Genomic DNA, 26,051 nt, shown 5'->3' with positions numbered 1-26,051 from the left:
CCCTTATTCATTAATCAGTTCGAGGGCGTTTTCGCATTCAAAATAATCAGCCACCCTGGCCGAAGTGACGCGTTCGAGGCAATCCGGCTGCCACTTTGGTGCCTTGTCCTTGTCCACCAATAACGCCCGCACCCCTTCGTAAAAATCATGATCGGTCATGAAATGGCTGACCAGGCAATAATCCATTTTAACGCACTCCGCCATCGACAGGCTTTTTGCCTTATGGATTTGCTCCAGGGTGATTTTTAAACTTAAAGGCGCCTTCTCCAGCAACTTGGACGCGAGGTTTTTTGTCCACTCACTGTCAACTTCCCGCAAGGAATCCAGGATGGCCTCAACATGAGGGTAGCGAAAACAGTGATCCAATTCCGCCAAATGATTTTCGATCTCGGCATTGCCCCTGCGCGCGGCAAACCGGCTGAGGCAATCGTCAACGCCCCGGTAGGCATCCTCTGACAAATCCGCTTCCTCCAGGGCATTCAATAGAGCCGGAAACTGCTCGCTTCTCACCTGTTGTTTAACCAACTGCATGGTCAATGCCTCCTCCGCATTCAGGCGGTTGCCAGTTAAACCAAGGTAAACACCCAATTGGCCAGGGCAGCGCGCGAGCAGATAACTGGCCCCGATGTCGGGAAAAAAACCAATGCCGGTTTCCGGCATGGCAAAGACAAACCGTTCACTGGCCACCGGATGGGAGCCATGCAGAGACACCCCGACTCCCCCGCCCATGGTTATCCCATCCATCAGGGCAATGTAGGGTTTGTTCAGATGATGAATGAAATGATTTAAGCGGTACTCATGCCAGAAAAACTGCATTTGCTCCGGATCTTTTCTTTTACCTGCTTCATACAGCCAACGCACATCGCCGCCGGCACAAAAGGCTTTTCCAGGCGCTGACTGAATGACAATGGCATGAATGGATGTATCCTTCTGCCAGTGCAGTAGCTGGTGCTGCATGGCTTTAATCATGGACAAAGTCAGGGCATTCAACGCTTCCGGACGGTTTAAGGTAATAAATCCTAAGTGACGCTGCCTTGCAAACAGGATATCCGCTGTCATGCTATTCCCCTTTGAATTCGGGTTGGCGTTTGTTCAAAAAGGCATTAACCCCTTCTGTTTTATCCTCGCTGGCACACACTTTTGAAAAATGCACCGCCTCAAGATGCAGCGCTTCGCTGAGCGGTAAATCGTAGCCGTGATCAATGACCTCCATGACGCTTCGGATAGCCAGAGGGGCCATGCCGAGTATGCCTCTCAGGATTTGCCGCCCTTCGTCCAACAATTGGTGAGGCTCCGTGACCGCGCTGACTAAACCCCATTGCAATGCCGTCTCGGCATCGATAAAACGGCCGGTTAAACATAAATCAAGGGCACGTCCCTTCCCGATTAAGCGAGCCAGCCGTTGAGTACCCCCATAACCGGGGATCACTCCCAGCTTCACTTCCGGCTGGCCGAACCTGGCGGCTGACGAGGCAATGCGCAACGTGGCTGAAATCGCGAGCTCACATCCTCCGCCAAAGGCAAAGCCATTGACAGCGGCAAGCGAGGGTTTTCCGAGGGTTTCCAACTGCCTGAATACAGCCTGACCATCACAGGCAAATTGATAACCACTTTCAGCCTGGCATTCTGCCAGCCGCGAAATGTCGGCTCCCGCACAAAAGGCCTTGCCATTGCCAGTAATCAGCAGCGCTTTTACCTTTGGATTGTTTTTGGCATCAGCCACCAGATCTGACAACAGGAATAACACGTCCTGGCTCAGCGCATTGAGCTTTTCTGGGCGGTTAAGCGTCAGGGTAAGAATACCGTCGCTGTCTAATGATTGTTCAATTACATTCATGATAACTCCTGTTATTCGATTGAATAGTCTTCGTCCAGAGTGGACTTCGCGATGATTTCCCGCATGATTTCATTGGTGCCTTCAAGGATTTGGTGAACACGTAAATCACGAAAGATGCGTTCAATCTGATAGTCATGCAGATAGCCATAACCGCCATGAATCTGCATGGCCTTGTCGCTGATATGAAAGGCCGCATCCGTCGCCATGCGTTTCGCCATGGCACAGTACATGGGTGCGTGTTCCTCTTTTTTGTCCAGTGCATCCGCTGCACGATACACCATCAACCTTGCCGCTTCAAAGTCAGTCAGCATGTCGGCAAAATAAAAACGCAGTGCCTGAAACTGCGTGAGCTTTTTATCAAATTGCCGACGCTCATTCATGTAATTGCGTGTCTGCCGCAGGCAAGCGGCCGCTCCGCCCAGCGAGCAGGCGGCAATGTTGACCCGGCCGCCGTTTAGGGCATTGAGCGCGATTTTAAACCCCATGCCTTCCTCACCCACAAGATGACTGGCAGGGACACGGCAATTTTCAAAATAAACCATGCAGGTTGGCTGGTTTCGCCATCCCATTTTCTTTTCGAGTTTACCAAAACTTAAACCAGGCGTGTCTTTTTCAACCAGAAAGCAGGAAATGCCATGATGGGTTGAGTCACCGGTTCTGACCATGCACAGGTAAATGTCACTGACACTGCCGCCAGAGATAAATGCCTTGGCGCCATTAAGAATGTAATGATCGCCGTCTTTAACCGCACGGGTTCTTAACGACGCAGCATCGGAACCTGATTCAGGCTCCGTCAGGCAGTAACTGGCCACCACCTCCATGGCAGTCAGGCGCTTACCCCAGGTGCTTCTCAGCGGTTCGGTCGCATACCGGTCTATGGCGGTTGTAACCATGTTATGGATGGAGAGAAAAGCACTGGTGGTGACACAGCCCATGGCAAGCTGCTCAAAAATCAAAGCGGCATCCAGTCGGTTTAAACCTGCCCCGCCAATGTCTTCCGCAGCAACCATTCCTGCCATGCCCAGTGCAGCCGCTTCCCGCAGGGTTTCAACCGGAAAATAATCCTGCTCATCCCAGGCGGCGGCGTTGGGCGCTAACCTGTTGCGGGCAAACTCAGCGGCCATGTTACGGAAGGCCACATGTTCGTCTGTCAATTGAAAATCCATAACCCATCCTTAGTCTTTCCCAAACCGCCATCATTGCGTAATTTTTAATGGTGGAGGCCTTTCTAAAAAATGATATTATGCCAACTTTTAGCGTTCATGAAATAAAAAAAGAAAAAAAATCACATGGAAACGAGTCCTAAGTTCGCTCCACAGGCTGACGATGCTGCGCTGGCTTTAAAAAAATATTTTGGCTTCGACAGCTTTAGAGGCTTGCAGAAAACCATCATTGACGACCTCATTCAGGGTAAGGACTTACTGGTGCTGATGCCGACAGGCGGCGGCAAATCCTTATGTTATCAGATCCCCGCGCTGGTTCGCCGCGGAGTTGCCATCGTTGTATCGCCCCTGATTGCCTTGATGGAGGATCAGGTCGCCGCACTTAAAGCGCAGGGCGTGCGTGCAGCGTATTACAATTCATCGCTGTCCTCGGAAGAAGCCAAACAAGTTCTGTCGCAATTGCATCACGAAGCGCTTGATTTACTTTATATCGCACCGGAGCGTCTGGTCCACCCGTCCTTTCTTGAGCGCCTGCAACAGTGTGATCTGGCCCTGTTTGCCATTGATGAAGCCCATTGCATTTCGCAGTGGGGGCATGATTTTCGTCCCGAATACCGTGCCCTTGGCCTGCTGAAAACCCATTTTCCCCATGTGCCCGTTATTGCTCTGACCGCTACGGCCGATCAGCAGACTCGTAATGACATCATTGCCAGGCTTAATTACCATCCCACCGGTTACGTGGCCTCCTTTAATCGCCCCAATATTCATTATCGAGTCCTTCTAAAGAATAATCCTGGTCGGCAATTGCTGCAATTTCTCGATACTCAACCGGAAAAGGCCGGGATCATTTACTGCAGTACCCGCAATGGCGTTGAGCGTCTGGCTGAAAAGCTGAAAGACGAAGGATTGCGAGCGCGCGCCTACCACGCCGGTTTAAGCCATGAGGAACGCCGCCAGGTGCAATCGCTGTTCAGGCATGATGAGATAGATATCGTGGTAGCCACCATCGCCTTTGGCATGGGCATTGATAAACCCAATGTACGCTTTGTCATCCATTATGACCTGCCCAAAAGCATTGAAAGTTACTACCAGGAAACCGGCCGTGCCGGCCGGGACGGCTTACCCGCCCAGGCCTTGCTGCTGTTTGATCCGGCGGACAGCGCACGGCTTCGTGCCTGGATTGCCGCCTCCGACAACGACGATCAGCAGCGCGTTGACACAGCCAAGCTTAATCACATGCTCGCTTTTGCCGAGGCAGCCCATTGCCGCCGGCAGATTCTTTTAAATTACTTTGATGAAAATACGCCGGCGGCCTGCAATTACTGTGATGTCTGTGATAGTCCTCCGCGCGTGGAAGACGCCACTGAAGAATCGCAAAAGCTGTTATCCTGTATTTACCGCCTGCGTCAGAGTTATGGTATGAGCTATACCATTGAGGTCCTGCGGGGAGGCACATCGGACAAGATCAAAGAAGCTCGCCATGACCAGCTAACCACCTATGGCATCGGCCGCGACCGTTCCGCGCATTACTGGAAGCATCTCGCCTGGCAGTTGATTCACAAAGGCTATTGCTATCAGGACATCAGCCAGTTCAATGTGCTGCGGCTTACGCAAAAAGCCATTCCGGTATTGCGAGGCGAAGAGCAGGTTTCCATGACCTTGCCGGCTAAGGATTTACCCGCACCGAAACACGGTAAAAAAGCAACGACTACCCCTGCGTTTAACGATCCTCTCTTTGAAAAATTACGCCAATTGCGGCGTGACATCGCTCAGGAAGAAGACAAACCACCTTTTATGATTTTCAGCGACATGACGCTTCAGGAAATGGTGGACAAAAAACCATCTACCTTAATGCAGTTACGCAATATTACCGGTGTCGGTCAATACAAACTCGAACACTATGGGCTTCAATTCCTGAACGTACTGAATGAAAGCAATGCCCTTGCTTAACCAACCGCGCAGGGTTAGGATAGGCCTGCTGTATAACTCTGGCTAAGGCTTCTAATCATGGAAAAGATTTTAGAGTTTCTAAACTACACAACGGCCATACTCCTCGGGCCTTTGGTTTTATTACTCAAGTTCGCCCTGGTTCAACTTTTTGTCGCATTGGGTTATGTTGTTGCCGCCCTGGCTTGGGTTGTGCTGGCACCTGCTCTTGCAAGCGCCGTATTGAATGCGTGGGGTTTAAATTCCACATTGGCCATGATTGTTGCTGTTCTGTTTGCACCTGTCTTCTGGTTAATCAGTGCCGGCCTGGTCCCTGTCCTTGCCATTTGGGCCCTGTCCACAGCCATCGGCGACGGGATCAAGGTATTCTTTCAAGGGCTGGCCGCGGCATTCCTGGATGGGTGGCAGGGCGTGGGCGAAAATTTTTCCCAGCCGATTGCTTACTTTGCCACAGCCAGCACCTACCTGCTCGGTTTGATTAACCTCACCCCTGACCGTGCTCCCGCTAGCGATAACAGCCCGCAATCCGTCGATGTGGATGATCTGAAACAGGAAATGGGCGATGTAAAACTGGAATCGTTGGATATCGGCAACACAACGTCCTTATTGCAAGAAGCGAAGGGTATTGATCCAGACCAATTGAAGCAGGCCGAGCGCCTGGTGCGTTTCCATGAACAGGCAGAGAAACTGAAGGCAGAACTCGAACGCCATTACCACTTGGCTGAAAATTTATCCGGCATTGCAAAAGCGCTCGAGCACAAGACGCCTCTGACGCTTGAAGACGAGCTATTTCCACACATGGAAATCGAACGCCCTGTTCTGCTGGTAAAAGAATACCTCGACAATGATCAGTGGCGGACAGTTCCAGGATCGACCAAAATCACGGATTACAATTCCCTCAAAACCTGGATAAATCAAAATGCCGTCATCCCAACCACCCGGGATTCCATTTCCTCGCCCACACCCTACCAGGGTAAAAAATGCCGTTATGCTTATTACCCTTTCTCCGTGGTGTGCAACGAGTTGGTGGAATCGTCTGCCCGCATTAAGCAATTAACAGCAGGTCTGCAACAATTAAGCCCCACGCGCCAAAATGGCAAGGTTGAAGTGCCTTCACTGTCAGATGCCAGGCATGCCACGTTTTATAAACCGCAAAAAGAGGTTCCCAGTGAAGCAGTGGTATTGACACAGCAGGTGGGGTCAATAGAACCCTATAACGCCTTTACCCCCACTTAATGAGTTGAGGACAAATGGGAAAGGAAATAGCAATTATTGGTGCAGGCCCCTCCGGCCTGACTTCCATCAAGGCAGCACTGGCAGAAGGACTGAGCCCGACTGCCTTTGAAATGTCCGGAGGGATTGGCGGTGTCTGGGGCGAGGCACAGCACGCCGCCCATCAACAAGGCACAGCCTGGCCTGGCATGAAGAGTAACATTTCTCGCTATACAGGCGCGTTCTCTGATTTTCCATGGCCCTCCAATACCCCGGATTTTCCTACCACTGAGCAACATTATGCTTATTTATCAGCGTATGCGAAAGAATTTAAGCTCCTACCCTGTGTGCGGTTTGAATCGAAGGTTATAGAAATCAAACCTAAGGACAATCAATGGCTGGTTCGCTGGCAACAGAACGATTCTCTTGCGTGCCAGGAAAAAATATTTGATGCCGTTATCGTAGCCAGCAGTAAATTTTCCCACCCGTTTATCCCCCCATTTAAAGGACTGGAAACCGTTCGACACAAGATGAGCCACAGTGCCGATTATCAGGGTCCTAAACCCTTTGCCGGAAAAAAAGTGCTGGTGGTCGGTAATTCATTCAGCGGTACAGCCATAGCCGAAGAATTAGCACCCGTGGCCGCATTGACAACCCATCATTTTCGCCAGGAGCATTGGTGCGTTAAACGATACCGCTCTGCTGATCCTGAACATCAGGGGCCCTGGTTACCCCGGGATTTATTAAAAACCTACGCCAACAGCCAAACGCCTAAATCGCCTGAGGAAGAAGTGACGTTCTTACATGCACATTGTCAGGAACAACAGGACTTTGCTGAGTGGCAAATGACGAACGCATCGCCCATGAAATTTACCATTGTTGAAGACTATTTTAAGCGATGCCGCGAAGAAAAAATCGTTTTTGCGAAAGGTGAGATTGACTCTTTTACCGAGAAGGGCATGAAACTCACCAATGGCCAGTTTTATGAATTCGATCATGTGATTTTTTGCACCGGGTATCAGCGTCAATTGCCCTTTCTTCCCGAACATTTAAGGCACCTTCCCAACCCCTACGAAGACACGATGTTATCTCCTAATCTCGCGGTCATCGGCATGTACGAAGGCGCACGTGGTGCGGTCTTTCCGATTGTGGACTTACAGGCACGGCTGGCGTGCGGGGTATTCAGCGGCAGGTGTCCGTTACCCAGTGAAGAAACACTATTTAAGGAAATAAAAGAAACGCCGACTAAACGCGATGAGATTGAATTTTTAAATTCGCTGGCTAAGAAAATCGGTATTTTGCCTGACATAAAAGCTTATGATCCAGGCTTTCGACACATCTTGCTGGATGGCGCCCATACCCCCCAACGCTTTAATTTAACAGGACCTGGCAGCAATCCTGAGGGTGCTAAACAAGCCATTGAGGCTACCGAATTTTATCGCCGTGAATTACTGGGTAGCAAAGAGAAGGTGCCCCGCCTGGCTAACCTGTGTCTGTTTAAAATCAACTCATCGACAATCAAAAAAGCGAAACAGGATGAAATGGACGTTTATTCACCTGTTAACCTGCAGTGACAGAAAATAACCCTGGAATCGGCCCTCCCACCACGTAATTATCCTGTTTCATACCACCTGAACGGCATGGAGCCCCACCTGCGCAGAGGATGACGGGAAGGATACGGGAGGTGGCGGGAAGAATGTGGGATGGCGGGAAAGGAAGCAGGCGGCAGGGAATGGCATTGCGTTCCCGAGCTGTCCTTCCCGCGAAGGCGGGAATCCATGGTTCCATGACACCGAAGGGCAATTAATGCGCGTGGCAGCCTATTTTCAAATGAACCTGGTAGTATTTGCTTTCACTGCCTTCGATAAAACCGCGGGTTTGAAGTACTTCATACCAGTCCAGTTTGCCATGAACTTTTGCCGCCTGAGCGATGGCATTATTGATTGCTTCCTCAATGCCTTCTTCTGAGGTACCCACTAATTCAACAATTTGATAAACACGGTTTGTCATGTTTCCTCCTTGAAAACGTTCGACCATTAACCCTACATACTAGACTATGAATAGCAAATAAATGGGAACTACCACTCTATAACTGTTGTTGTGCTTTAGCAATGGCTTTGCGCAGGCCCTGTGCTGTCTCCGAATTACCTGGAACCATTTTAAGCAGTTGTTGCCAGTAAACGATCGCCTCACTGAACTCCTTTTCCTGATACGCTTTGGCAGCAAGCATGGCCAGGGCATCCGGTTGTTGCGGATTTTTTTTCAACAACTGATGCAACTGCGCCGTCATCTCCTCATTAAACTGTTGGTGATTGAGCAATAACAGAACCTGGATGTAACTGATTCTCGCCGTGTCATTGTCAGAATCAAGAGTAATGGCTTTTTTAAAAGCCATCTTGGCCTGCTGTAATTCATTTTGACTGAGGTAAAGCCTGCCCAATAAGTACCATCCGCGCGAACTCGCTGGCGTATCGTCCAAACGCTGCCGCAAACGGACAATTAAATCCTGGGGGTCCTTAATCGTCGCGAGCACTTTCTTCACGTCCTGCATACGAGCCTGCTGCCGTGAATAATCGTTTAAGGCCTGCCAGCTTCCCCAATACCAGTAGCCGACACAGGCACTTGCAATAAAAAGGGGAACAAGGACAATCAGCGTGCCTTTTGTCTGCCGGAGACTAAAGAAAAGCAGCAGCAGGGCTGAAAGAATCAACGCACCAAAAGCCAATAAAAGCCATTTCTCATTCATGTGCAACCTGCTTTAAACCTGTCCGCCAAAAAACCAGTAACCCCAATGCCAGAAACAGAATGGGACCAAACCACAACAGCACGGTGACCGCCTTGACCGGGGGATTAAACAGGATAAAATCGCCATAACGGTCAGTCAGGTATTGAATGATTTCACTGTCGCTCTTCCCTTCCCTCACAAGATCATACACCTGCCCGCGTAAATCCTTCGCCAAATCAGCATTGGAATCGGCCAAATCCTGATTTTGGCAGACCAGGCAACGCAATTCCTTCAATAAGTGATTAAATTGCGCTTCCTTTCGGGGAGAATCCAAAGGATAAAAACTGTTCGCCTGGGCCGCACCCAACGAACAGAGCATGAGTATCAGAATGTAGGCCAGCCCTTTCTTCATGATTGTCTTTTCAATTGGTTAATGCGGGGCAGAAATTCTTTTTTCCAAGTTGCTTCATCCAGAATGCCGGCATGGCGATATCGAATGATGCCCTTGTTATCAATAAGAAAGGTTTCCGGTGCGCCATAAACCCCTAAATCGATGGCTACTCGGCCTTTGGCGTCCTCGGCAATCAGACGGTAGGGATTTCCCCATTCCGCCAGCCATTTTAACGCATTGTCACTATTGTCCTTGTAATTCAGGCCATACAGTGGGATCCCCTCTTTGGCCAACTGCAGCAGAAAAACCTGCTCTTCAACACAGGCAGCACACCAGCTGGCCCAGACATTCAATAAACTCACCTGCCCTCTTAAGCGATCGGATGTCATGGTCTTGCTTTCGTGACCCAGTACAGGCAGTTTAAAAACAGGCAGCGGATGACCAAGCTTGCTGGAAGGGAGCTTTTGAGGGTCAAGGGACAGTCCCCGCCAGAAAAACAAAACCAAGACCACAAAAATGAAAAAGGGCAATAAACGCCAGTTGATTAGTCGTGTCATGACTGACTCACTCCTAAATGGGCTGGGACGGTTTTTTGCTGCCGGTAATAACGGCGATCGGATAAGGCAAGCAAACCACCGGCTAAAATCAGAAAGCCCCCACTCCAGATCCAACGGATAAAGGGTTTAAAATACAGGCGCACAGACCAAGCCGTTTCATCCACAGGCTCCCCCAGAGCCACGTAAATGTCGCGGAAAGGATTGACGTCGATGGCTGATTCCGTCATTGCCATTTGGCCGATGGTATACATGCGTTTTTCAGGATAAATCACATGCACCTGCGATCCGCGGCTGATTTCAAAGCGGGCACGCGTTCCTTGATAATTAGGCCCCTGCAAAGGTTGTTCACTGATGAACCGAATGCGGTAGCCGGCAATCATCGCTTCATTACCGGGCGCCAGTTTGACATCATCCTGAATGCCATAGCCGCTGGAAATGGCCACACCAATAACCGCGGCAGCCACACCGACGTGAGCAAGCACCATTCCCCAAAACGCCTGACCCAGGGTGTTAAACCCTCGCTCCCGCCCCCGGAGGTAAACCAGTTTGCCGGTACTCAGCACGATCCACACAGCCAGTATAAGCCCAAGCAGGCTGTAACCATTCATGGGCTGTTCAATGAACAGGAGGATCGCAAGGGGAATAAGGACACTGATGCCAAAGACACTCTTCAGACGGTTTAGAACCGCTGGAAGAGTGTCTTTTTGCCATCGTAAATGAATGCCTAATCCCATCAGCAGCAGCAAAGGAATCATCAGAGGAACGAATACCGTATTGAAATACGGCGCCCCCACCGATAACTTGCCAAGTCCAAGGCCGTCAATTAACAAGGGATAAATCGTTCCCATCAATACGGTTAACATGATAACGGCAAGAAAAACATTGTTTAAAAGCAAGGCGCTTTCTTTTGAAATCAAGGCGGGATTGTTCCGCCGCGTAAGGCCCGGCGCACGAAGCGCGAACAACAGCAGCGAGCCACCAATAACCGTCAGCAGAAAGCACAAAATAAAGAGGCCCCGCTGTGGATCCACGGCAAAGGCATGGACAGAGGTTAGCACACCCGAGCGAACGAGAAATGTTCCCACGAGGCTTAGCGAAAAAGCAGTAATGGACAATAATAATGTCCAGGCAATGAATTGCTGTCGCTTTTCGCTGACCGCCAGGGAATGAATCAGCGCGGTACCCACCAGCCAGGGCATGAAGGAGGCGTTTTCGACCGGATCCCAGAACCACCAGCCGCCCCAGCCTAACTCGCGGTAAGCCCACCAGCTTCCAAGAGTAATGCCCGTGGTTAGACAACACCAGGCCGCCAGTGTCCAGGGTCTTGTCCATTTTGCCCAGGAAGATTCAACCCGGCCAAGCCATAGGGCCGCAATCGCAAAAGCAAACGCCACCGAAAAACCAACATAGCCCATGTACAGCATCGGGGGATGAAACAGAAAGCCTGGATCCTGCAGCAAGGGATTTAAATCCCGTCCCTGCGTATTGAGCACCTGGAATTGACGCGCAAACGGATTGGACGTACTTAATAGGAATAAAATAAAACCAATACTGATGAGTCCCAGGACAACCAGCACACGGGTGCGGAGGGCTTCATCTAGGTTCTTGCTGAAAAAACTGACACCCATCATCCACAAACTGAGGATGGCAACCCAAAGCAGCATGGACCCCTCATGCCCTCCCCAGACGGCGCAGAGTTTGTAAAACCAGGGTAAATTCACGCTGGAATTGCTCAAGACATAGATTACCGTAAAATCATCACGCAAAAAGCAGACGGTCAAGGCAAGGTAGGCTAAACTGATAAACATAAATTGCCCCGCTGCCAATGCGGGTGCTGTCGCAATCCAGCCCGCTCTGGCGCGCAGCAGGCCAACGGTTGGAATGGTTGCCAGCAACACCGCAAACAGCAACGCGAGCACTAACGAAAATAAACCCAGTTCTGCTGTCATTTTTTCCCCTGAGCAGCCAAGGCGGCTTTGACTTCTGGCGGCATGTAATTGGCATCGTGTTTGGCGAGCACTTCCGCGGCATTAAAATGGCCCTCATCAAGCACCTGGCCTAAGGCCACGATCCCCTGCCCTTCGCGAAACAGATCCGGTAATATACCCCGGTAGCTGACTTCTATTTCGTTGTTAAAATCAGTGAGTTTAAAGCGGACTGTCAAATCCTGGCTTCCGCGAACAATGCTGCCTTTGACCACCATGCCGCCAATCCGTACCTTTTGCCCCTGGGTTACCTTGCCCTCAGCCATTTGCGAAGGGGTATAAAACAAACTGATATTCTGGCGCAAAGCATACATGATAAGCGCCGTCACCAGAGTCAATCCAGCGAGCAGACTTAAAATTAAAATCAATTTTCGTTGACGGACAGGATGCATGGTCATTGCCGCCTGAACCATTGATTCAGTTTACTGCGTGTTCGTTTCTGCTGCCGTTTGATATCCAGCAGCAACAGCGCTAAAACCCCGCAGACCAAACCATAAGCCGGCCAGATATACATGGCATACTTCCCCATTGCCAACCAGTTCATTGTCTTTCCTCCACCAACTCTCTCACCCATTGCTGGCGCCGTTCACGCAGCAACAGTTCATTGCGGGCTTTATGCAGAATAATCCATAACGCATACAGGGTGAAACCAAGCAAGGAAAGCAGCAAGGGATATAGCATCGGCGCTGCAATTTTAGGCTTGGCAAACACCGACAGGGTCGATCCCTGGTGCAGGGTGTTCCACCAGTAAACCGAATAGTGAATAATGGGCAGATCCACGAGTCCCACCAGTGTCAGAATGGCAATCACCCGATCGCCGCGCTCGGAATCACTGAAAGCCGACCGAATGGCCAGAATAGCGATATAAAGCAGCAGGAGAATAAGTTCGGAAGTCAACCGTGCATCCCATACCCACCACGCGCCCCACATGGGTTTTCCCCAGATACTGCCAGTGGCTAAGGCTAAAAAGGCCATTACCGCACCGAGCTGCGCCACCACCGAGAGCATTAACCCGGCAAGCTTAATCCGCCAGACAAGAAGCAGCACGGCGAGAAAAGCCATCCAGGCGTACAGGGACATGGATAAAAAAGCCGCTGGAACATGAATATAAATGATGCGGAATGCATCCCCCTGCTGGTAATCAGGCGGTGCGAAAAAAAGCCCCCAGACAAGGCCCGGCAGCAAGGTCAGCAACACACTCCCTCCCAATACAGGAAGCCAGCGTTGCGTCAGCTGGTAAAAATTTCTGGGCGACGCCAGTTGGTAGAGAAATTTCCACATAAGGGATTTAAGCAGGACTCAAAAAAGGCAGATTTTATCATGCAATGGCAAGGAGGGACAACCAATGCCTTCGTTTAGCTAAAACGAGGACCCAGGGAATTGTCCGTTTTGGTTTTTTCTGGCTCCTCCGGCATGGGGGTCAAGATTGCCTTGATCTCCTCAACTACACGATCCGCTTGCGCATACAGGCGGCTGGTCACCATGTTCAGGGGAAGATGACCTAGCTGGGCAAGCTTTATTTTTGCTTCCATCCAGTTATGGGCATCCAGAGACGGCATCAGTGGCTGGGCAATGACCGCCAGAGACTGCCCCTGGTAGGCATTGTTAATCATGGTGTCTGAATAAGGCAGGAGCTTCTCAGCAATAATCAAATGAAGCAGCGCCTTGTCATACTGTTCCAGCTTAAGTTCAGTCACGGCTAAAAGCAGGTAGCCCGGGGTCCAGTAATAATTAGCGGCCAAGGCGGCATAATTCAGTGCTTTATGATGTAGATCCGGTTGCGTCAGGCAGTGATTGGTTAACACGCTTAATGCAGGAAAATAACCGGCCTCTGCGGCTTCATACAAATGAAGCATGGCGGCATCACTGTTGGTTCTGTATTGGCTGTAGAGAAAAATGCCCTGCAGCAGCTGGAAAGTTGGGATGGTGGGTTGCGGCAGGTATTCATGCACCGGTTGATTATTTTTTATCGCCATTTCATGCGGATTACGGCCGCTTAGCCGCCATCGCTCGTTCCAGTGAGGTTCCAAAACAGGGTGTCTGCACAAGGCATTGACGTGGTTGTCTTCCATCGCCAGCTTAATTAACAGAGACAGACTGATTGCTTTAATCAGCGTGAGCAACCGGCCTTGCTGTGACTCATTCAATGTGTAAATCAGCTTGCCTTCACAGGTATGGCTTTCCAGTTCGCTGATGAATACTTGCAATTCCGCAATGGCTGTTCTGTCTGCGTATGGCAGCGTTGTAAAATCCAAAAACTTCTCCTGAAGGCGTTTAGCCGCCTAATTTACCTAATCCATTCGCTGATTGGAATAAATTCGACCGATTTTCCTAATTAACTGAATACCCGCTGGCTTTGATCCAGAATATCAATGAGCGTTTCTATTTCTTTCTCGCCATCCGGAGCCCGCGGCAAATCAATGACTGGCAATTGAATATCTGACTCATCCATCAGGGCATTCAATTGGGAAATCGACTCATCGAATTGATCCACCGGCGGTATGGGCGGAGTAAATAAGCCGTGGCGATTACCAGACAGCTTGATCTTGCCTGTGGTTGGCTTTGGAAGCCCGGCCTCAGGGGCAAAAGGAAAGTAAACGCGACGAATATGGACGAGCAATTCAGGGGGAAGAATGGTTTGCAATTGCGCCATGCTTTGGATACCGGGCGCGTCTTTATTGTGGTTTGGCATGACTGCGCAACGCAATTTAATGATCTCTTCGGCACCCTTGCGGCGAATAACAGGATTGTCGCTGGCGATTAATGCTTCCAGATCTTCAATGGTGGCCTGGTTAATATCAGGACACAGCAATCGCCTTGAATCATACCCTGGCGTCATGGGAAACAACCCGAGTTTTCCAAGGTGCCTGCACATCTGGGGGATAACCCAGGAGACACGAAAGATTCCGCCCAAGGCCATGGACTCGTAAGGGAAACTGTTGGCATGATCCTGTATCTGTTTGACAAAGCGTTCTCTTTCTCCACTCGCCAAACCAATACCCAGCGTTCCCGCAGCCCCCCAGACAAAAATACGATGATCCTGCGAATAGGTTCCGAGTGGAATGGGAGGCGTGTCTAAATGGGTTTTATAAATGCATTGCTTGAACTGGCTTAAACCGTCAGTAATTCCAGGATTGACCTGGCCGATAGCCACGACCAGCTTATCACAGATAATTTCCTCGTCCTCTTTTAACCCCTCGTAAGGACCGGATTCTCTGGCCTTAAATGAAACAGCCAGACGCCCGTCATCCAATTCCCGCACATTGGCCAATTCGCCCACCGCGAGTTCAAGGCGGTTTTCGCAGGCTTCGCTGATGAAACGGCTTAAAGTGCTGATGTCATCCAGGCCTTTACGGTTCCGTGAAACGAGCTTTTTGATTTTTACGTTGTCTTTTTCTTCTGAACGCTCAAGGAGTTCAGTAGCCCAGGCCGCGTTAATGGCTGAGCCGCCGTATAAAAGCACCTCGCCTTCCAGATTCACATCGCCATCCTGAGCATAAATCAGGGTTTGTGTCTTAACGAGTTTTTCTGCGAGGGCCGGGGCAATTTGAGAGTCGGTCAGTTTACGGGAAGAGCCTAATCCAGCACAAATGTCAACGTAATGCGTGTATAAGCACACTTCCTCGGTTTTCTCTTCGAATTTACAAAGAACCCTCAAACGGTATTCATAATCGCCGCATACCCAACGGTCAGTATGCTCTTCCCGTTTTTCAATGGCCTTTGCCTCTGCCTGCAAAATCGGCATTTCGAGATCAACCTGAGTGGCCACCAGCGCACGATGAAAATCGTTCGCCAACACATAATTATAAGGATTTGTCGGGTCTTCCCCGTTCTTTAAATCAAAATCAGTCGAGTGGTAAGAAAAACCGGTCGGCGTTTGCACCCTGGCTGGCTGCCCCATAACCCTTGAGCCTTCTTTTGGCCAGGTATTTAGATTATTGGGATCATTAAGAACCAGAATATTGGGTAAATCCGGTCGAGCGGCATTTTGGGAACGAAAAGCAGGCGAAAACTCTTGAAAAAGCAGTGTTCCTGCAACACCCGCACCAATGATTAAACGCTCAAACGCAGGGGGGCTGGGATTTAATACCTGAGCCATTATCTGCAGGGAAGCGTATTCCTGCTCAAGGGCTGATTCCCTTTTAATAAAAATCAGTTGCTGTTGGCGATACGCCTCGAACGCCGTTAACGAGACAGGGCTCACGCCCGCAAGTAAATGAGCACGGTGGGCGTCAAGTATTTTTTTCTCTTCCTTAAGGACCTGCCTGATTTTTTCCAATTCACTGATTCGTTCTAAAACACGCTGCAATAACATATCTAGTCCAACTCAATTAGATCAAAGTGTTGATTTTTTAGTCAATGAACTATATCAAAATAAACTTAAGGCTGTATTAAGGCGTGGATTTCAACGCCGGGGCGCTAATCGCTTAGCGTAATGCGAAGAATGGCGCTGATGGCAAAGGGCAGAAAAAGAATGGCCAGAAGCGAGAAGGCCAGTAGTAAAGCCAGGTAACCGCTGACGTTCATGCCATGAATGGCCGCCTGCAGGGACGCGCTGCCAAAAATCATGACTGGAAGAGCGAATGGTAACAGAATAAGGGCAATCAATACCCCCCTCTGCTCAAGTCCCGTGCTGAATGCTGCAGCCAGCGCACAGAGAAAAATAATCGCGGGCGTGCCGGCAATCAGGCTTAAGGCAAGCACGGCTGCTTCTGAGGGGTTAAGCGAAAACAACATCGCCAGTAACGGACATAACATCAGCATGGGAATTAACTGAAGAAGCCAATGGACACTTACTTTGGCGGTGACAATAACAGGCAAATCCTGAGAAGAAATTAACCATTGCTCGATGACTCCGTCCTCATAATCCTGCTGAAAGAATTTCTCTGAAGCAAGCAGGAAGGACAGTAACATGGCCGTCCAAATCAACCCCGGTGCCAATTGCTGTAGAAGCTGGGGTTCAGGCGTCACCGTCAGCGGAAAAAAAACGGTAATCATCAGAAAAAAAAGGGTGGCATGCAACAAGGTACGCGGCTGGCGCAGATGCACCAGCAATTCCCGGTGAAATTGCCTCTTAAAAAGCCGCATGCCAGTCGTCACAGACAGTACTCCTGAGTCTTTTTCAGGAAAGACGGCAACTCCTGATGAGAAGTCAGAACAATCATTCCCTCTTGTTGCAGATGGGTGTTCATTAAATTAACCAGCAACGCAATGGCGTCCTCGTCCAGCGCGACCAGAGGTTCATCAAGCAGCCACACCGGTGCGTCGGTCATGGCCAGACGTAACAGACTGACACGGCGCCGCTGGCCAGCGGACAAATGCGCACAGGGCTGATCCGCTAAATGCTGCAAACCGTGTGTTGCAAGTAACGCATCAAGGGGCACACGGGAGCGCGGCCAATGGGAGTCAAACCGGCAATTTTCGCTCACGGTTAGCGCGGCGCTCAAACCCGGTTTGTGGCCCACATAACAGAGGGCCTGCTGGTAGGCGGTTTTAGTTTCTTCGACAGGATGCCCTTTAAAACGGATTTCTCCGCTTATCGGCTGGGTAAGGCCTGCTAACAGACGCAAGAGTGTCGTTTTACCTGCGCCATTGCCGCCGCGAAGATGCAATAATTCCCCTTGAGCGAGCGTCCATTGCACGCCGCTTAAGACGGGGTGGTCATCGTAATCATAGGCTAGATTAATCACTTCAAGCATAACGAAGCCTTAATACCTAAAACGGCAGACTAGCGGGAATTGCGTCTTGCCGCAAGTATTCCTATAACAAACTTGCACCGAAGCATTTCCCCAGTGATAATTCTGTTTTTTCATCCTATTAAAAGGCTAAGCGATGGAATTTTTATCTGACTACGGTTTATTTCTTCTCAAAAGCATCACCCTGGTGATTGCCATTTTACTGGTGACGGCTGGACTAATGGCCCTTGGACGCAGTAAACGGCCTAAGCTTGAGATTGTCTCCCTGAACAAAGAATTTAATGCGCTAAAGCGGCACATGAACCACGAAATCAAGGATATCAAGGAAAAAAAATCCCGCCAAAAGAAGAAAGACAAACTCAGCAGCAAAGACAAGCCCACCCTGTTTGTTCTGGATTTTCATGGTGACATCAAGGCATCCCAAACCGAGTCATTGCGGGAAGCCGTCAATGCCGTATTAAGTGTTGCCGGTGAAGACGATGAAGTACTCCTTCGTCTGGAAAGCCCTGGCGGGGTGGTTAATGGCTATGGGCTTGCTGCGTCGCAATTGCAGCGGATCCGCGATAAAAACATCACACTGACCGTAGCCATCGATAAAATGGCAGCCAGCGGCGGGTATTTAATGGCCTGCGTCGCCAACCGAATCATTGCCGCCCCCTTTGCAATCATTGGTTCAATTGGGGTTGTCGGTCAATTACCCAATTTTAACCGCTGGTTGAAAAAACATAACATCGATTTTGAAATGATCACCGCAGGCGAATACAAACGCACATTAACCATGTTTGGTGAAAACACGGAAAAAGGCCGGCAGAAATTCCAGGAGGATTTGGAAGAAATTCATCACGCCTTTCGTGATTACGTACTGCAAAACCGCCAGCAACTGGACATCGACAAAGTAGCCACAGGAGAGCATTGGCTGGCAAAAGACGCCTTTGATCTGCGTCTGGTGGACAGCCTTAAAACCAGTGACGAGTACCTGATGAGTAAAATGGAAGATTACAAGGTCTTTAAAATTGCCTCGCACCACAAGCCGTCATTGGTCGAGCGAATTTTACGCCCTGCCGCTCAACTGTTGCACCCCTTTGCCTGAGAAACAAACCTGTCTTTTCAAATGGGTATATAATTAACTAATAACAATGGCATGCACGGAGCAGATTATGAGCGATTTCAAATCAAAATTACCTGATTTTAAAGAAATGACGTCAATTGCTTCAAAATTATTCAAAGACGTGAAACAAAGCGTCAGCGAAATCATTGACGACTACAAAAAAAAGCGTGAAGAAGGGGAAGCCGCCGAAGAACAGCAATCCAAACCGGCTGCTGACAATGAGGTGGTGGTGGGTAAGGCAAAAACGACTGAACCCGTAACACCTGCGCCTAAAAAAACAAAACCCCCAGTACAGGGTGCTGACCCTGTAGAACCGCCGAAAGGAGAATAGCCTGATTTATGCCCTGGATTTCCTGTACGTCAGGCAATCAGGAGGAGGAAGCCCGTTCTGGTCGGATTAACCCGTATTTACGCATTTTTTCAACCAGTGTGGTGCGACGCATGTTCAGGTAACTGGCGGCGTGTGCCACAACCCAATCCGACTCATCCAGGGCCTGGCTGATAATGGCCAGTTCTGTTTTCACCAGATGTTCTTTTAAATCAATGCCGTCATTGCCTGATTGGTCCTGTGAAACCATGCCGAGCAGGGTTTCACGCTCCGTTCCAAGAATGCCGTGTTCGGTCGGCTCATCCATCCTGAAGCGGCGCGGCAAGTCGTCACGATCAACGATGCCGTTGGGGTAAAGGATGGTCAGGCGTTCAACCAGGTTGGCAAGCTCACGTACATTACCTGGCCATTGATAATGGCTTAAGGTATCGAGTGCGGCGGGTAAAAGCCTTACTCCAGGCCGATTTTCACCTTCAACTCGGGAAATTAACTCATTCAGCAACAGCGGGATGTCTTCTTTTCGAGCACGCAAGGGCGGCATATCAATGGGGAAGACGTTCAGGCGATAATAAAGATCTTCGCGAAATTTTCCTTCCTGGATCGCGGCATCCAGGTTGCGGTGGGTCGCAGCAATGATTCTGACATTAACATCGATGCTGCGGTTACTGCCGACCCGCTCAAAGCATCGCTCCTGCAAAACCCTTAATAGTTTCACCTGCATGGCGAGGGGCATATCCCCAATTTCATCGAGAAACAGGGTCCCGCCATTGGCCAACTCAAAACGGCCTTGTCGGGAGGTGATGGCACCAGTGAAAGCACCTTTTTCGTGACCAAACAATTCGCTTTCCAACAATTCACTGGGAATTGCGCCGCAATTGATGGGGATGAAGGGTTTTCCTGCTCGGGACGATAAGGCATGAATGTTGCGGGCGACCACTTCCTTTCCCGTCCCAGACTCACCCAGAACCAGCACACTGGCTTCGGTACCAGCAACCTGTTCAATGAGTTTGCGAACCTGGCGGATTGACTCGCTGTTGCCGACAAGGCTGCGAAATAAAGGCGAATGCGCCTGTTTAGTCGAGGAATCCTCTGCAGCGCGATCACGAACAATCTGACACTTGTGCAAGGCTTCAAGCATCTGCGCATACGTAAAGGGGAAATTAAGCATCGCGGTAATGTTTCTTGGCAGGGATTCACCGGGCTCCTGCGGGTAATCGATTAAGATCAAAGGGAGATGAGGAGAAGACTTAATCAGAGAATGAACAATGGCCAGGCAGGCGTCAGAGCGAGGGTCTGCGGCAATAATGACTGCCAGCACATGGTCCAATGCCAATGTTTTGGCATCCTGATACCCTGCCACCGTGACGTTTTTACCAATAAACTCAACAATAACACTCAGTTTATTGCGGCGCTCCGGGTGATCATCAATGACCAGGACAGTCTCATTTTCACTCATACACTTATCCTTAAGTCGAAACCGTTATTAGTTGAGTATCGGTTAGTATGCCTCAGGCTGTCAAATAAATGACGTATATTTTTCATTGTGTCATAAATTAAACAAGCCCTCCTGCCTTAACGGGAACAGGTAATTTCACTGAAGCCATTGCATTGAGGGCCAAAGCATAATTTTTGATTTCCCAGGGCCTTGGTGGCCGGCACGCAGCGCTCAATGGTAAATTTTTTAGTCTGTAAAAATCCCATACGGCGGCAAAACGATTGGGCTACCCGGCGTCCACAGCCTTTTTCGCCGTCATAACACCAATCAATGCGGAAATTATCATAACGGGGATAAACAAAACGCCTCATGCTGTAATGATAAAATTTGGGCTTCTTTTGCGAGACGCCAACACAGCGTATGGTCTTAAAGCCGTTGCACAGCCACCCCTGACAACGCCCGCGGCTGTCGATGTATTTGGTGACTCCGAGGTTATTGGCTTTTATTGCCTGATTCGCACGAAGATACCCCATGGTTTTGCAATAACGGTTCGCCACCGCCATGCCGCATTGGCTGCCATCCATGGTGCAATAATCGAGGCGGGCGCCGCGGTAATCCGGATGCCAGAAATTACGATAATACAGTTGATCCTTTTCCTTGGCCGCCAGCGCGCCGGCAAACGATAGCAAAAGTGCAAGAAGAATCATTTTTCGGCAAAAATTAATCATAATCCCAATCCCTTAACAAGATAGGATCATGTTAGCCTATGCCTCCCCGCAAAAAAAGAAAAATTTCCACTCACCATCAAGGACCGCACTTTATGGTACACTGACCGTGAGAAGACAAGGTAAACGGCATGACCCACCAGCAACCCATTGAACTTGACACCCTGCTCGCCAGTGCAGCAGATACTCTTCGTGCATCGCAAGCCATCATTAACGACTTGCTGCTCGACGAGGACGCGGTGTTACTGTCGCAGGAACCCCTCGAACACCGTGGCCGACTACTTGAATTGACTTTGCAATACCGCCTCGATCTGCAGAATGCCCTGTCCAGACTTCTGGGCCTGGAGCCCATTTTATTGCAGCTTCTGGGTGTAGGCCCTCATTATTCGCAAACCATTAATTTGGAGCGCCTGGCGTTTGCCTTAGGCAATGACGATTTAAGCCAATTGCTTTATTTATTGGGTGAACTGCTGCATTCTCTCTTGCGTATCGCGAGCCGGTATCAGCATCAGGCGAAGAGCTACCGTGAAGCCCATTCGCTTGGGAAAACCCCTTACAAGCGATTTTACTTAAGCCTGCAAAAAGCCTGCGAACTGCAAAAAGCGATGCTTAAGTCGCTTGATTCACTGGAGCAAACCCTTAAACAATTAGTCAAACAGGCTGCCATAGGGCCTGTGCTGGATCATTTAGCCGCATTGCGCGGACCCATATCACAATTCCATCAGGCGTTGCTGAATGGCCTCGATTGTTCAGCGCAGTTTTATAAAACCACCTACCCGCATTTAAAACTGGAAGAGGAACTGGGTAGTGTATTGGCCAGGGCAGAGCCGCTGTTCAAGCCTGCTTCTTACCCAGCCGCCCGGTTTAAGCCAGAAAACACCCCCTCGCCGGAGCGACTTGAACAACGCGCAGCCGCCAAACGGCTGGGAAATTTTTTTAATCACTGACCTGTGCCTGGGTCGTTAATAATTCATCCATACCTTGTTTTCTCCCAGCAAATCGCTTAATGATTTCAGCAAGGCATCGCTGGGTCTGGTTTGCCATTCGGCCGCCAAACTTAACGTGGCCGTGGCCTGGTTATTTCGATACTGGATTTGAACAGCACAGTGACCCTTGTTGGCTTTGAGCAAGGATTGCAGTGTGGGAACAAGCGGCTTATCGTCCGATGTTATCGACACCATCAGGCTACGCGCGAAGCGGGTACGCGCTTCGTCAATTGACAACACCTGATTGGCAGTCATTTTAACGCCGCCGCTGTAATCATCATGACTGATTTCTCCCTCAATCACCACCATTTGCCCACTTTGTACTTCGCTGGACAAGGCCTCATACACCTCAGAGAAAACGACGACGTCCAGTTTCTTCAAGGCGTCCTCAAGGGCCAGAATAGTCAATTTTTTGCCTCGCTTGGTCAAAATGCGGCGTATTCCGGTGACTAATCCACAGATCCAGGCTTTTTTACTGGTGGAGGGATTTAATTGCACAAGGGGCGTGACCACGCCTTTGAATTCGCGGGCGTATTGATCAACAGGATGGCCAGTGAGATAAAAACCGAGGGTTTCTTTTTCTCCTTCAAGCCGGGTCAACTCAGCCCAGGGGTTAAAATGAACGTAATCTTCTTCAACCTCGTCATTATCCATCAATGAAAACAAATCCGTTTGCCCGCTGGTTTGATTGTGCTGTTTCTTTTCAGCAACTTTTAGTGCTTTTTCAAGCGAGGCAAACAAAACAGCACGCTCCACACCAAAGTCATCGAGCGCGCCGCTTTTAATCAGGGCTTCAAGCACGCGGCGATTTACCTTGCGCAAATCGAGGCGTTGGCAGAAATTAAATAAACCGGTATAGGGCCCGCCCTGCTTTCGTTCTTCTACAATGACGGTAATGGCCGATTCCCCTACCCCTTTTATCGCCCCCAGACCAAAAAGTATGCATCGATCATTGGTGACCGTGAACGGATAACTGGACTGATTAATCGAAGGCGGCAGGACCTTGAGATGCATCTGGGCGCATTCGTCAATAAACGTCACCACTTTGTCGGTGTTGTCCATGTCAGAGGACATGACTGCCGCCATAAAGGCGGCAGGGTAATGCGCCTTCAGCCAGGCAGTTTGATAAGCAACCAGGGCATAGGCAGCCGAGTGCGATTTGTTAAACCCGTAGCCGGCAAATTTTTCCATCAAATCAAAAATATGAGCCGCCGTGTCTTCATTCACGCCGCGGCCGGTTGCGCCTTCAATAAAAATAGCCCGCTGCTTCGCCATTTCTTCTGGTTTTTTCTTGCCCATGGCCCGACGCAGGAGATCCGCGCCGCCCAGGGTATAATTGGCCAATACCTGTGCAATTTGCATGACCTGTTCCTGGTACAGGATCACCCCATAGGTCGGTTTCAGGATGGCCTCCAGATCGGGGTGCGGGTATTCGACTTTGGCGCGGCCATGTTTGCGATCGATAAAATCATCCACCATGCCCGATTGCAAGGGGCCGGGGCGAAACAACGCCACGAGTGCGATGATGTCTTCAAAACAATCTGGCTGCAAGCGATGAATTAACTCTTTCATGCCGCGGGATTCCAACTGGAATACCGCAGTCGTCTGGCAGGCTTTCAATAAATCAAAGGTTTTGGCATCGTCTGTGGGAATTAAGGCAATGTCCACCGCGGCTCGGCTCTCGCGCTGGTATTGATGATTGACAGTGGCCAGGGCCCAGTCAATGATGGTCAGGGTGCGAAGGCCAAGGAAGTCAAACTTAACCAGCCCAACCGCCTCTACGTCATCCTTGTCAAACTGACTGACAATCTGCGTTGACCCCTGTTCGCAGTAAATGGCGGTAAAATCCGTCAGCTTCGAGGGAGCGATGACCACCCCCCCGGCATGTTTACCGGCATTACGGGTAATGCCCTCGAGCTTTAAGGCCAGATCAATCAGTTCCTTGACGTCTTCTTCGTCTTCATAACGGCGGCGGAGTTCCTCCTCATCCTCAAGCGCTTTGCTTAAGGTGATGCCAATTTCAAAGGGAATTAATTTGGCTATTTTATCAACAAAACCATAGGGATGGCCCAAAACGCGGCCCACATCCCTGACCACGGCTTTGGCAGCCATGGTACCAAAGGTAATGATCTGGGAAACGCTTTGCCGGCCGTATTTCTGGGCGACATACTCAATGACCCGATCACGGCCTTCCATGCAGAAGTCGATGTCAAAATCAGGCATCGATACCCGCTCGGGATTCAAAAACCGCTCAAACAGCAGTTCATACAGCAAAGGATCCAGGTCGGTAATTTTCAAAGCATAAGCCACCAGTGATCCGGCACCTGAGCCACGGCCGGGCCCCACGGGCACCCCGTTTTGCTTGGCCCACTGGATAAAATCAGCCACAATCAGAAAATAACCGGGAAATCCCATGCGGTTAATCACATCCAGTTCCACTTCCAGGCGTTGATCATACGGCGCGCGTGACGCCGCGAGAACCTCTGGCGGTTGCCCCCTGAAAATCTGCAATAAACGCTCCTCCAATCCCTGACGCGACAATTGTGACAGGTAATCCTCAATGGTCATGCCGGCTGGAATTGGAAAGGACGGGAGGTAATTATGCCCAAGCTCAAGCTTCACGGTGCAACGCTGACTGATAAGCACGGTGTTTTCAATGGCCTGGGGCAGGTCTTTAAAAAGATCTGCCATTTCATCGGCCGAACGCAGGTATTGATCGGCGTGGTATTCCTGGCGGCGTCTGGGATCCGCTAAGGTAAACCCGTCATGGATGCACACCCGCGCCTCATGAGCTTCGAAATCATCTTTGTTTAAGAAACGGACGTCATTGGTGGCAACCAGGGGCAGGCTCAGTGCTTCCGCCAATTTGACAAGGCGTTCATTGTACAAGGCTTCATCCGGCCGGCCCGTGCGCTGGATTTCAAGGTAAAAGCGATTGGGGAAGCATTCGGCATAGGTTTTCGCCAGTGAAACGGCCGCGTCTTCATCACCAAGCAACAAGGCTTTACCAATGGCGCCGGCACGTCCGCCCGACAAGGCAATTAAACCATCAGCAAACTCGCCAAGCCACTTAGTCTGTACCCGCGGCTGCCCCTGGTATTGGCCTTCCTGATAAGCCTTGGAGACCAGGCAGGTCAGGTTACGATAGCCTGTTTCATTCTGGCAGAGCAAAAGTAACGAGAACAATTGCTCGGGATTTTCCGGATCATAACAGGGCAAATCGCTGCCGATAATGGGTTTAATCCCCTGACTGATGGCCGTGGTAAACACTTTCACGGCCGCAAATAGATTGCAGTAGTCCGTCACAGCCACGGCGTTCATGCCGCGCTCAACCACAGCTTTCATTAAAGGCTTGATACGCACCAGGCCATCAATCATGGAAAATTCAGTATGGACGCGCAGATGGACGAATCGCGATTGCATGCTTGTTTTTCTTTTTAAACGGAATCAGGGAACTCTACCGAACTCATTCAGGCAGGGCAAGTCTTAAACGATTAAGCGTTGATAAAAACCTGCCCTGATCGAGCGCGTCACGAAAGGATTGGCCTCGCAGCCCTCTCCCTCCCCATGTTGGGAGAGGAGAGATGACCCTACCTGCGGTACATAGGCTGTTTGCGTCGATAACGATTCATCATGAAAAGAATCAAACCGGCAATCATTATCCAGGATAACAGGGCCATGGGCAGTCCATGCCCCATGAACAAGCTGGCTAACACGCCGCCAATGAGCAAACCGCGTAAAAAACCGCGTTGTTTCGTGCCGGTTGCCTTGCTGTTTAAGTTCTGGGGACTCTTTTTTGTAAACAGGGTAGAAAAGGATGTTTTAGAACGGCCCATGCCCATGAAGCGTCCGCCAAAGCGTTTCGCTGCCGCGTCATTGATGGCCACGCCAAAGGAGAGCGTCACCGCCAGGAGTACAGTAAACCATTTATTCATTGCAAAACCTTGTGTAATGGG

General features: G+C 50.1%; 26 protein-coding genes. 6 read left to right on the top strand and 20 right to left on the bottom strand.

From position 1 onward, the window contains the following. Positions 1–3 precede the first annotated feature (3 nt). From DYE45_RS06225 to DYE45_RS06215, 3 genes are read right to left on the bottom strand one after another with little or no spacing between them, the layout of a single operon-like run. Positions 4–1,059, bottom strand: coding sequence for an enoyl-CoA hydratase/isomerase family protein (locus tag DYE45_RS06225; protein ID WP_115300613.1), 1,056 nt, complete (start codon positions 1,057–1,059; stop codon positions 4–6). 1 nt (position 1,060) lies between these two features. After that, positions 1,061–1,837, bottom strand: coding sequence for an enoyl-CoA hydratase/isomerase family protein (locus DYE45_RS06220; protein WP_165481682.1), 777 nt, complete (start codon positions 1,835–1,837; stop codon positions 1,061–1,063). Between the two features lie 11 nt (positions 1,838–1,848). Next, positions 1,849–3,003 carry an acyl-CoA dehydrogenase family protein gene (locus tag DYE45_RS06215; RefSeq protein WP_108295059.1) on the bottom strand — a complete coding sequence of 385 codons (1,155 nt, stop codon included), beginning with the start codon at positions 3,001–3,003 and terminating at the stop codon, positions 1,849–1,851. Between the two features lie 123 nt (positions 3,004–3,126). On the opposite strand from DYE45_RS06215, the gene recQ reads away from it, so the two are divergent. From recQ to DYE45_RS06200, 3 genes are read left to right on the top strand one after another with little or no spacing between them, the layout of a single operon-like run. Beyond that, entirely contained in the window at positions 3,127–4,950 is a 1,824-nt protein-coding gene (gene recQ, locus DYE45_RS06210; protein ID WP_108295061.1) for a DNA helicase RecQ, read from the top strand. A 57-nt stretch (positions 4,951–5,007) separates the two neighbouring features. Further along, positions 5,008–6,183, top strand: a complete 1,176-nt coding sequence (locus tag DYE45_RS06205; protein WP_108295063.1) for a sensor domain-containing protein — start codon at positions 5,008–5,010, stop codon at positions 6,181–6,183. 14 nt (positions 6,184–6,197) lie between these two features. Continuing rightward, the gene (locus tag DYE45_RS06200) at positions 6,198–7,733 is read left to right on the top strand and encodes an NAD(P)-binding domain-containing protein (RefSeq protein WP_115300612.1); all 1,536 of its coding nucleotides are present in this window, start codon (positions 6,198–6,200) and stop codon (positions 7,731–7,733) included. Here DYE45_RS06200 and DYE45_RS14580 read toward each other — a convergent pair. The 13 genes from DYE45_RS14580 to ccmA form a co-directional block, all read right to left on the bottom strand. Next, positions 7,720–7,947, bottom strand: a complete 228-nt coding sequence (locus tag DYE45_RS14580; protein ID WP_133138177.1) for a hypothetical protein — start codon at positions 7,945–7,947, stop codon at positions 7,720–7,722. The genes DYE45_RS06200 and DYE45_RS14580 overlap by 14 nt on opposite strands. 15 nt (positions 7,948–7,962) lie before the next feature. Then, positions 7,963–8,169 carry a dodecin gene (locus tag DYE45_RS06195; protein WP_058532235.1) on the bottom strand — a complete coding sequence of 69 codons (207 nt, stop codon included), beginning with the start codon at positions 8,167–8,169 and terminating at the stop codon, positions 7,963–7,965. 76 nt (positions 8,170–8,245) lie between these two features. Next, the gene (locus DYE45_RS06190) at positions 8,246–8,905 is read right to left on the bottom strand and encodes a tetratricopeptide repeat protein (protein ID WP_115300611.1); all 660 of its coding nucleotides are present in this window, start codon (positions 8,903–8,905) and stop codon (positions 8,246–8,248) included. Next, complete coding sequence (locus tag DYE45_RS06185) at positions 8,898–9,296, bottom strand: cytochrome c-type biogenesis protein (RefSeq protein WP_108295069.1); 399 nt, start codon at positions 9,294–9,296, stop codon at positions 8,898–8,900. The genes DYE45_RS06190 and DYE45_RS06185 overlap by 8 nt, the downstream gene beginning before the upstream one ends. After that, positions 9,293–9,832: a DsbE family thiol:disulfide interchange protein gene (locus DYE45_RS06180; RefSeq protein ID WP_108295071.1), complete on the bottom strand. Its 540-nt coding sequence runs from the start codon at positions 9,830–9,832 to the stop codon at positions 9,293–9,295. Before DYE45_RS06180 ends, DYE45_RS06185 begins: the two co-directional genes overlap by 4 nt. Further along, a complete protein-coding gene (locus DYE45_RS06175; protein ID WP_108295073.1) occupies positions 9,829–11,781 on the bottom strand; it encodes a heme lyase CcmF/NrfE family subunit in 1,953 nt (650 codons plus the stop codon). The genes DYE45_RS06180 and DYE45_RS06175 overlap by 4 nt, the downstream gene beginning before the upstream one ends. After that, positions 11,778–12,209 (bottom strand): cytochrome c maturation protein CcmE, encoded by a 432-nt coding sequence (ccmE, locus tag DYE45_RS06170; protein ID WP_108295083.1) that lies wholly within the window; start codon positions 12,207–12,209, stop codon positions 11,778–11,780. Before ccmE ends, DYE45_RS06175 begins: the two co-directional genes overlap by 4 nt. 2 nt (positions 12,210–12,211) lie before the next feature. Continuing rightward, complete coding sequence (ccmD, locus tag DYE45_RS06165; RefSeq protein WP_165481683.1) at positions 12,212–12,361, bottom strand: heme exporter protein CcmD; 150 nt, start codon at positions 12,359–12,361, stop codon at positions 12,212–12,214. Next, on the bottom strand, positions 12,358–13,098 hold the full coding sequence (gene ccmC / locus DYE45_RS06160; RefSeq protein WP_108295075.1) for a heme ABC transporter permease CcmC: 741 nt from the start codon (positions 13,096–13,098) through the stop codon (positions 12,358–12,360). Before ccmC ends, ccmD begins: the two co-directional genes overlap by 4 nt. A gap of 74 nt (positions 13,099–13,172) precedes the next feature. Beyond that, positions 13,173–14,072 carry a DUF5630 domain-containing protein gene (locus DYE45_RS06155; RefSeq protein ID WP_108295077.1) on the bottom strand — a complete coding sequence of 300 codons (900 nt, stop codon included), beginning with the start codon at positions 14,070–14,072 and terminating at the stop codon, positions 13,173–13,175. A gap of 80 nt (positions 14,073–14,152) precedes the next feature. After that, positions 14,153–16,132, bottom strand: coding sequence for a hypothetical protein (locus tag DYE45_RS06150; protein ID WP_115300610.1), 1,980 nt, complete (start codon positions 16,130–16,132; stop codon positions 14,153–14,155). A 104-nt stretch (positions 16,133–16,236) separates the two neighbouring features. Continuing rightward, the gene (ccmB, locus tag DYE45_RS06145) at positions 16,237–16,917 is read right to left on the bottom strand and encodes a heme exporter protein CcmB (RefSeq protein ID WP_108293677.1); all 681 of its coding nucleotides are present in this window, start codon (positions 16,915–16,917) and stop codon (positions 16,237–16,239) included. Continuing rightward, entirely contained in the window at positions 16,914–17,516 is a 603-nt protein-coding gene (gene ccmA / locus DYE45_RS06140) for a cytochrome c biogenesis heme-transporting ATPase CcmA (RefSeq protein WP_108293675.1), read from the bottom strand. The genes ccmB and ccmA overlap by 4 nt, the downstream gene beginning before the upstream one ends. A gap of 133 nt (positions 17,517–17,649) precedes the next feature. Here ccmA and sohB point away from each other — a divergent pair, with 133 nt between their 5' ends. Further along, a complete protein-coding gene (sohB, locus tag DYE45_RS06135; RefSeq protein ID WP_108293673.1) occupies positions 17,650–18,603 on the top strand; it encodes a protease SohB in 954 nt (317 codons plus the stop codon). 67 nt (positions 18,604–18,670) lie between these two features. Beyond that, positions 18,671–18,952 carry a hypothetical protein gene (locus DYE45_RS06130; RefSeq protein ID WP_108293671.1) on the top strand — a complete coding sequence of 94 codons (282 nt, stop codon included), beginning with the start codon at positions 18,671–18,673 and terminating at the stop codon, positions 18,950–18,952. A gap of 37 nt (positions 18,953–18,989) precedes the next feature. Here DYE45_RS06130 and DYE45_RS06125 read toward each other — a convergent pair whose 3' ends face one another. Both DYE45_RS06125 and DYE45_RS06120 read right to left on the bottom strand, forming a co-directional pair. Further along, positions 18,990–20,405, bottom strand: a complete 1,416-nt coding sequence (locus DYE45_RS06125; RefSeq protein ID WP_108293669.1) for a sigma-54 dependent transcriptional regulator — start codon at positions 20,403–20,405, stop codon at positions 18,990–18,992. 116 nt (positions 20,406–20,521) lie between these two features. After that, complete coding sequence (locus DYE45_RS06120; RefSeq protein ID WP_108293667.1) at positions 20,522–21,112, bottom strand: hypothetical protein; 591 nt, start codon at positions 21,110–21,112, stop codon at positions 20,522–20,524. Positions 21,113–21,240: 128 nt separating this feature from the next. On the opposite strand from DYE45_RS06120, the gene DYE45_RS06115 reads away from it, so the two are divergent. Next, complete coding sequence (locus DYE45_RS06115; protein WP_108293665.1) at positions 21,241–22,056, top strand: hypothetical protein; 816 nt, start codon at positions 21,241–21,243, stop codon at positions 22,054–22,056. Positions 22,057–22,071: 15 nt separating this feature from the next. On the opposite strand, the gene dnaE is transcribed toward DYE45_RS06115, so the two are convergent. Both dnaE and DYE45_RS06105 read right to left on the bottom strand, forming a co-directional pair. After that, on the bottom strand, positions 22,072–25,518 hold the full coding sequence (gene dnaE / locus DYE45_RS06110) for a DNA polymerase III subunit alpha (protein WP_115300609.1): 3,447 nt from the start codon (positions 25,516–25,518) through the stop codon (positions 22,072–22,074). Between the two features lie 167 nt (positions 25,519–25,685). After that, a complete protein-coding gene (locus tag DYE45_RS06105; protein WP_108293661.1) occupies positions 25,686–26,030 on the bottom strand; it encodes a hypothetical protein in 345 nt (114 codons plus the stop codon). Positions 26,031–26,051: the final 21 nt, after the last annotated feature.

This window comes from Legionella taurinensis (genome assembly GCF_900452865.1).
GTDB classification, from domain to species: domain Bacteria; phylum Pseudomonadota; class Gammaproteobacteria; order Legionellales; family Legionellaceae; genus Legionella_C; species Legionella_C taurinensis.
Note: the sequence above shows the minus strand (reverse complement) of the source record. Positions and strands in the feature narration are given on the sequence as shown.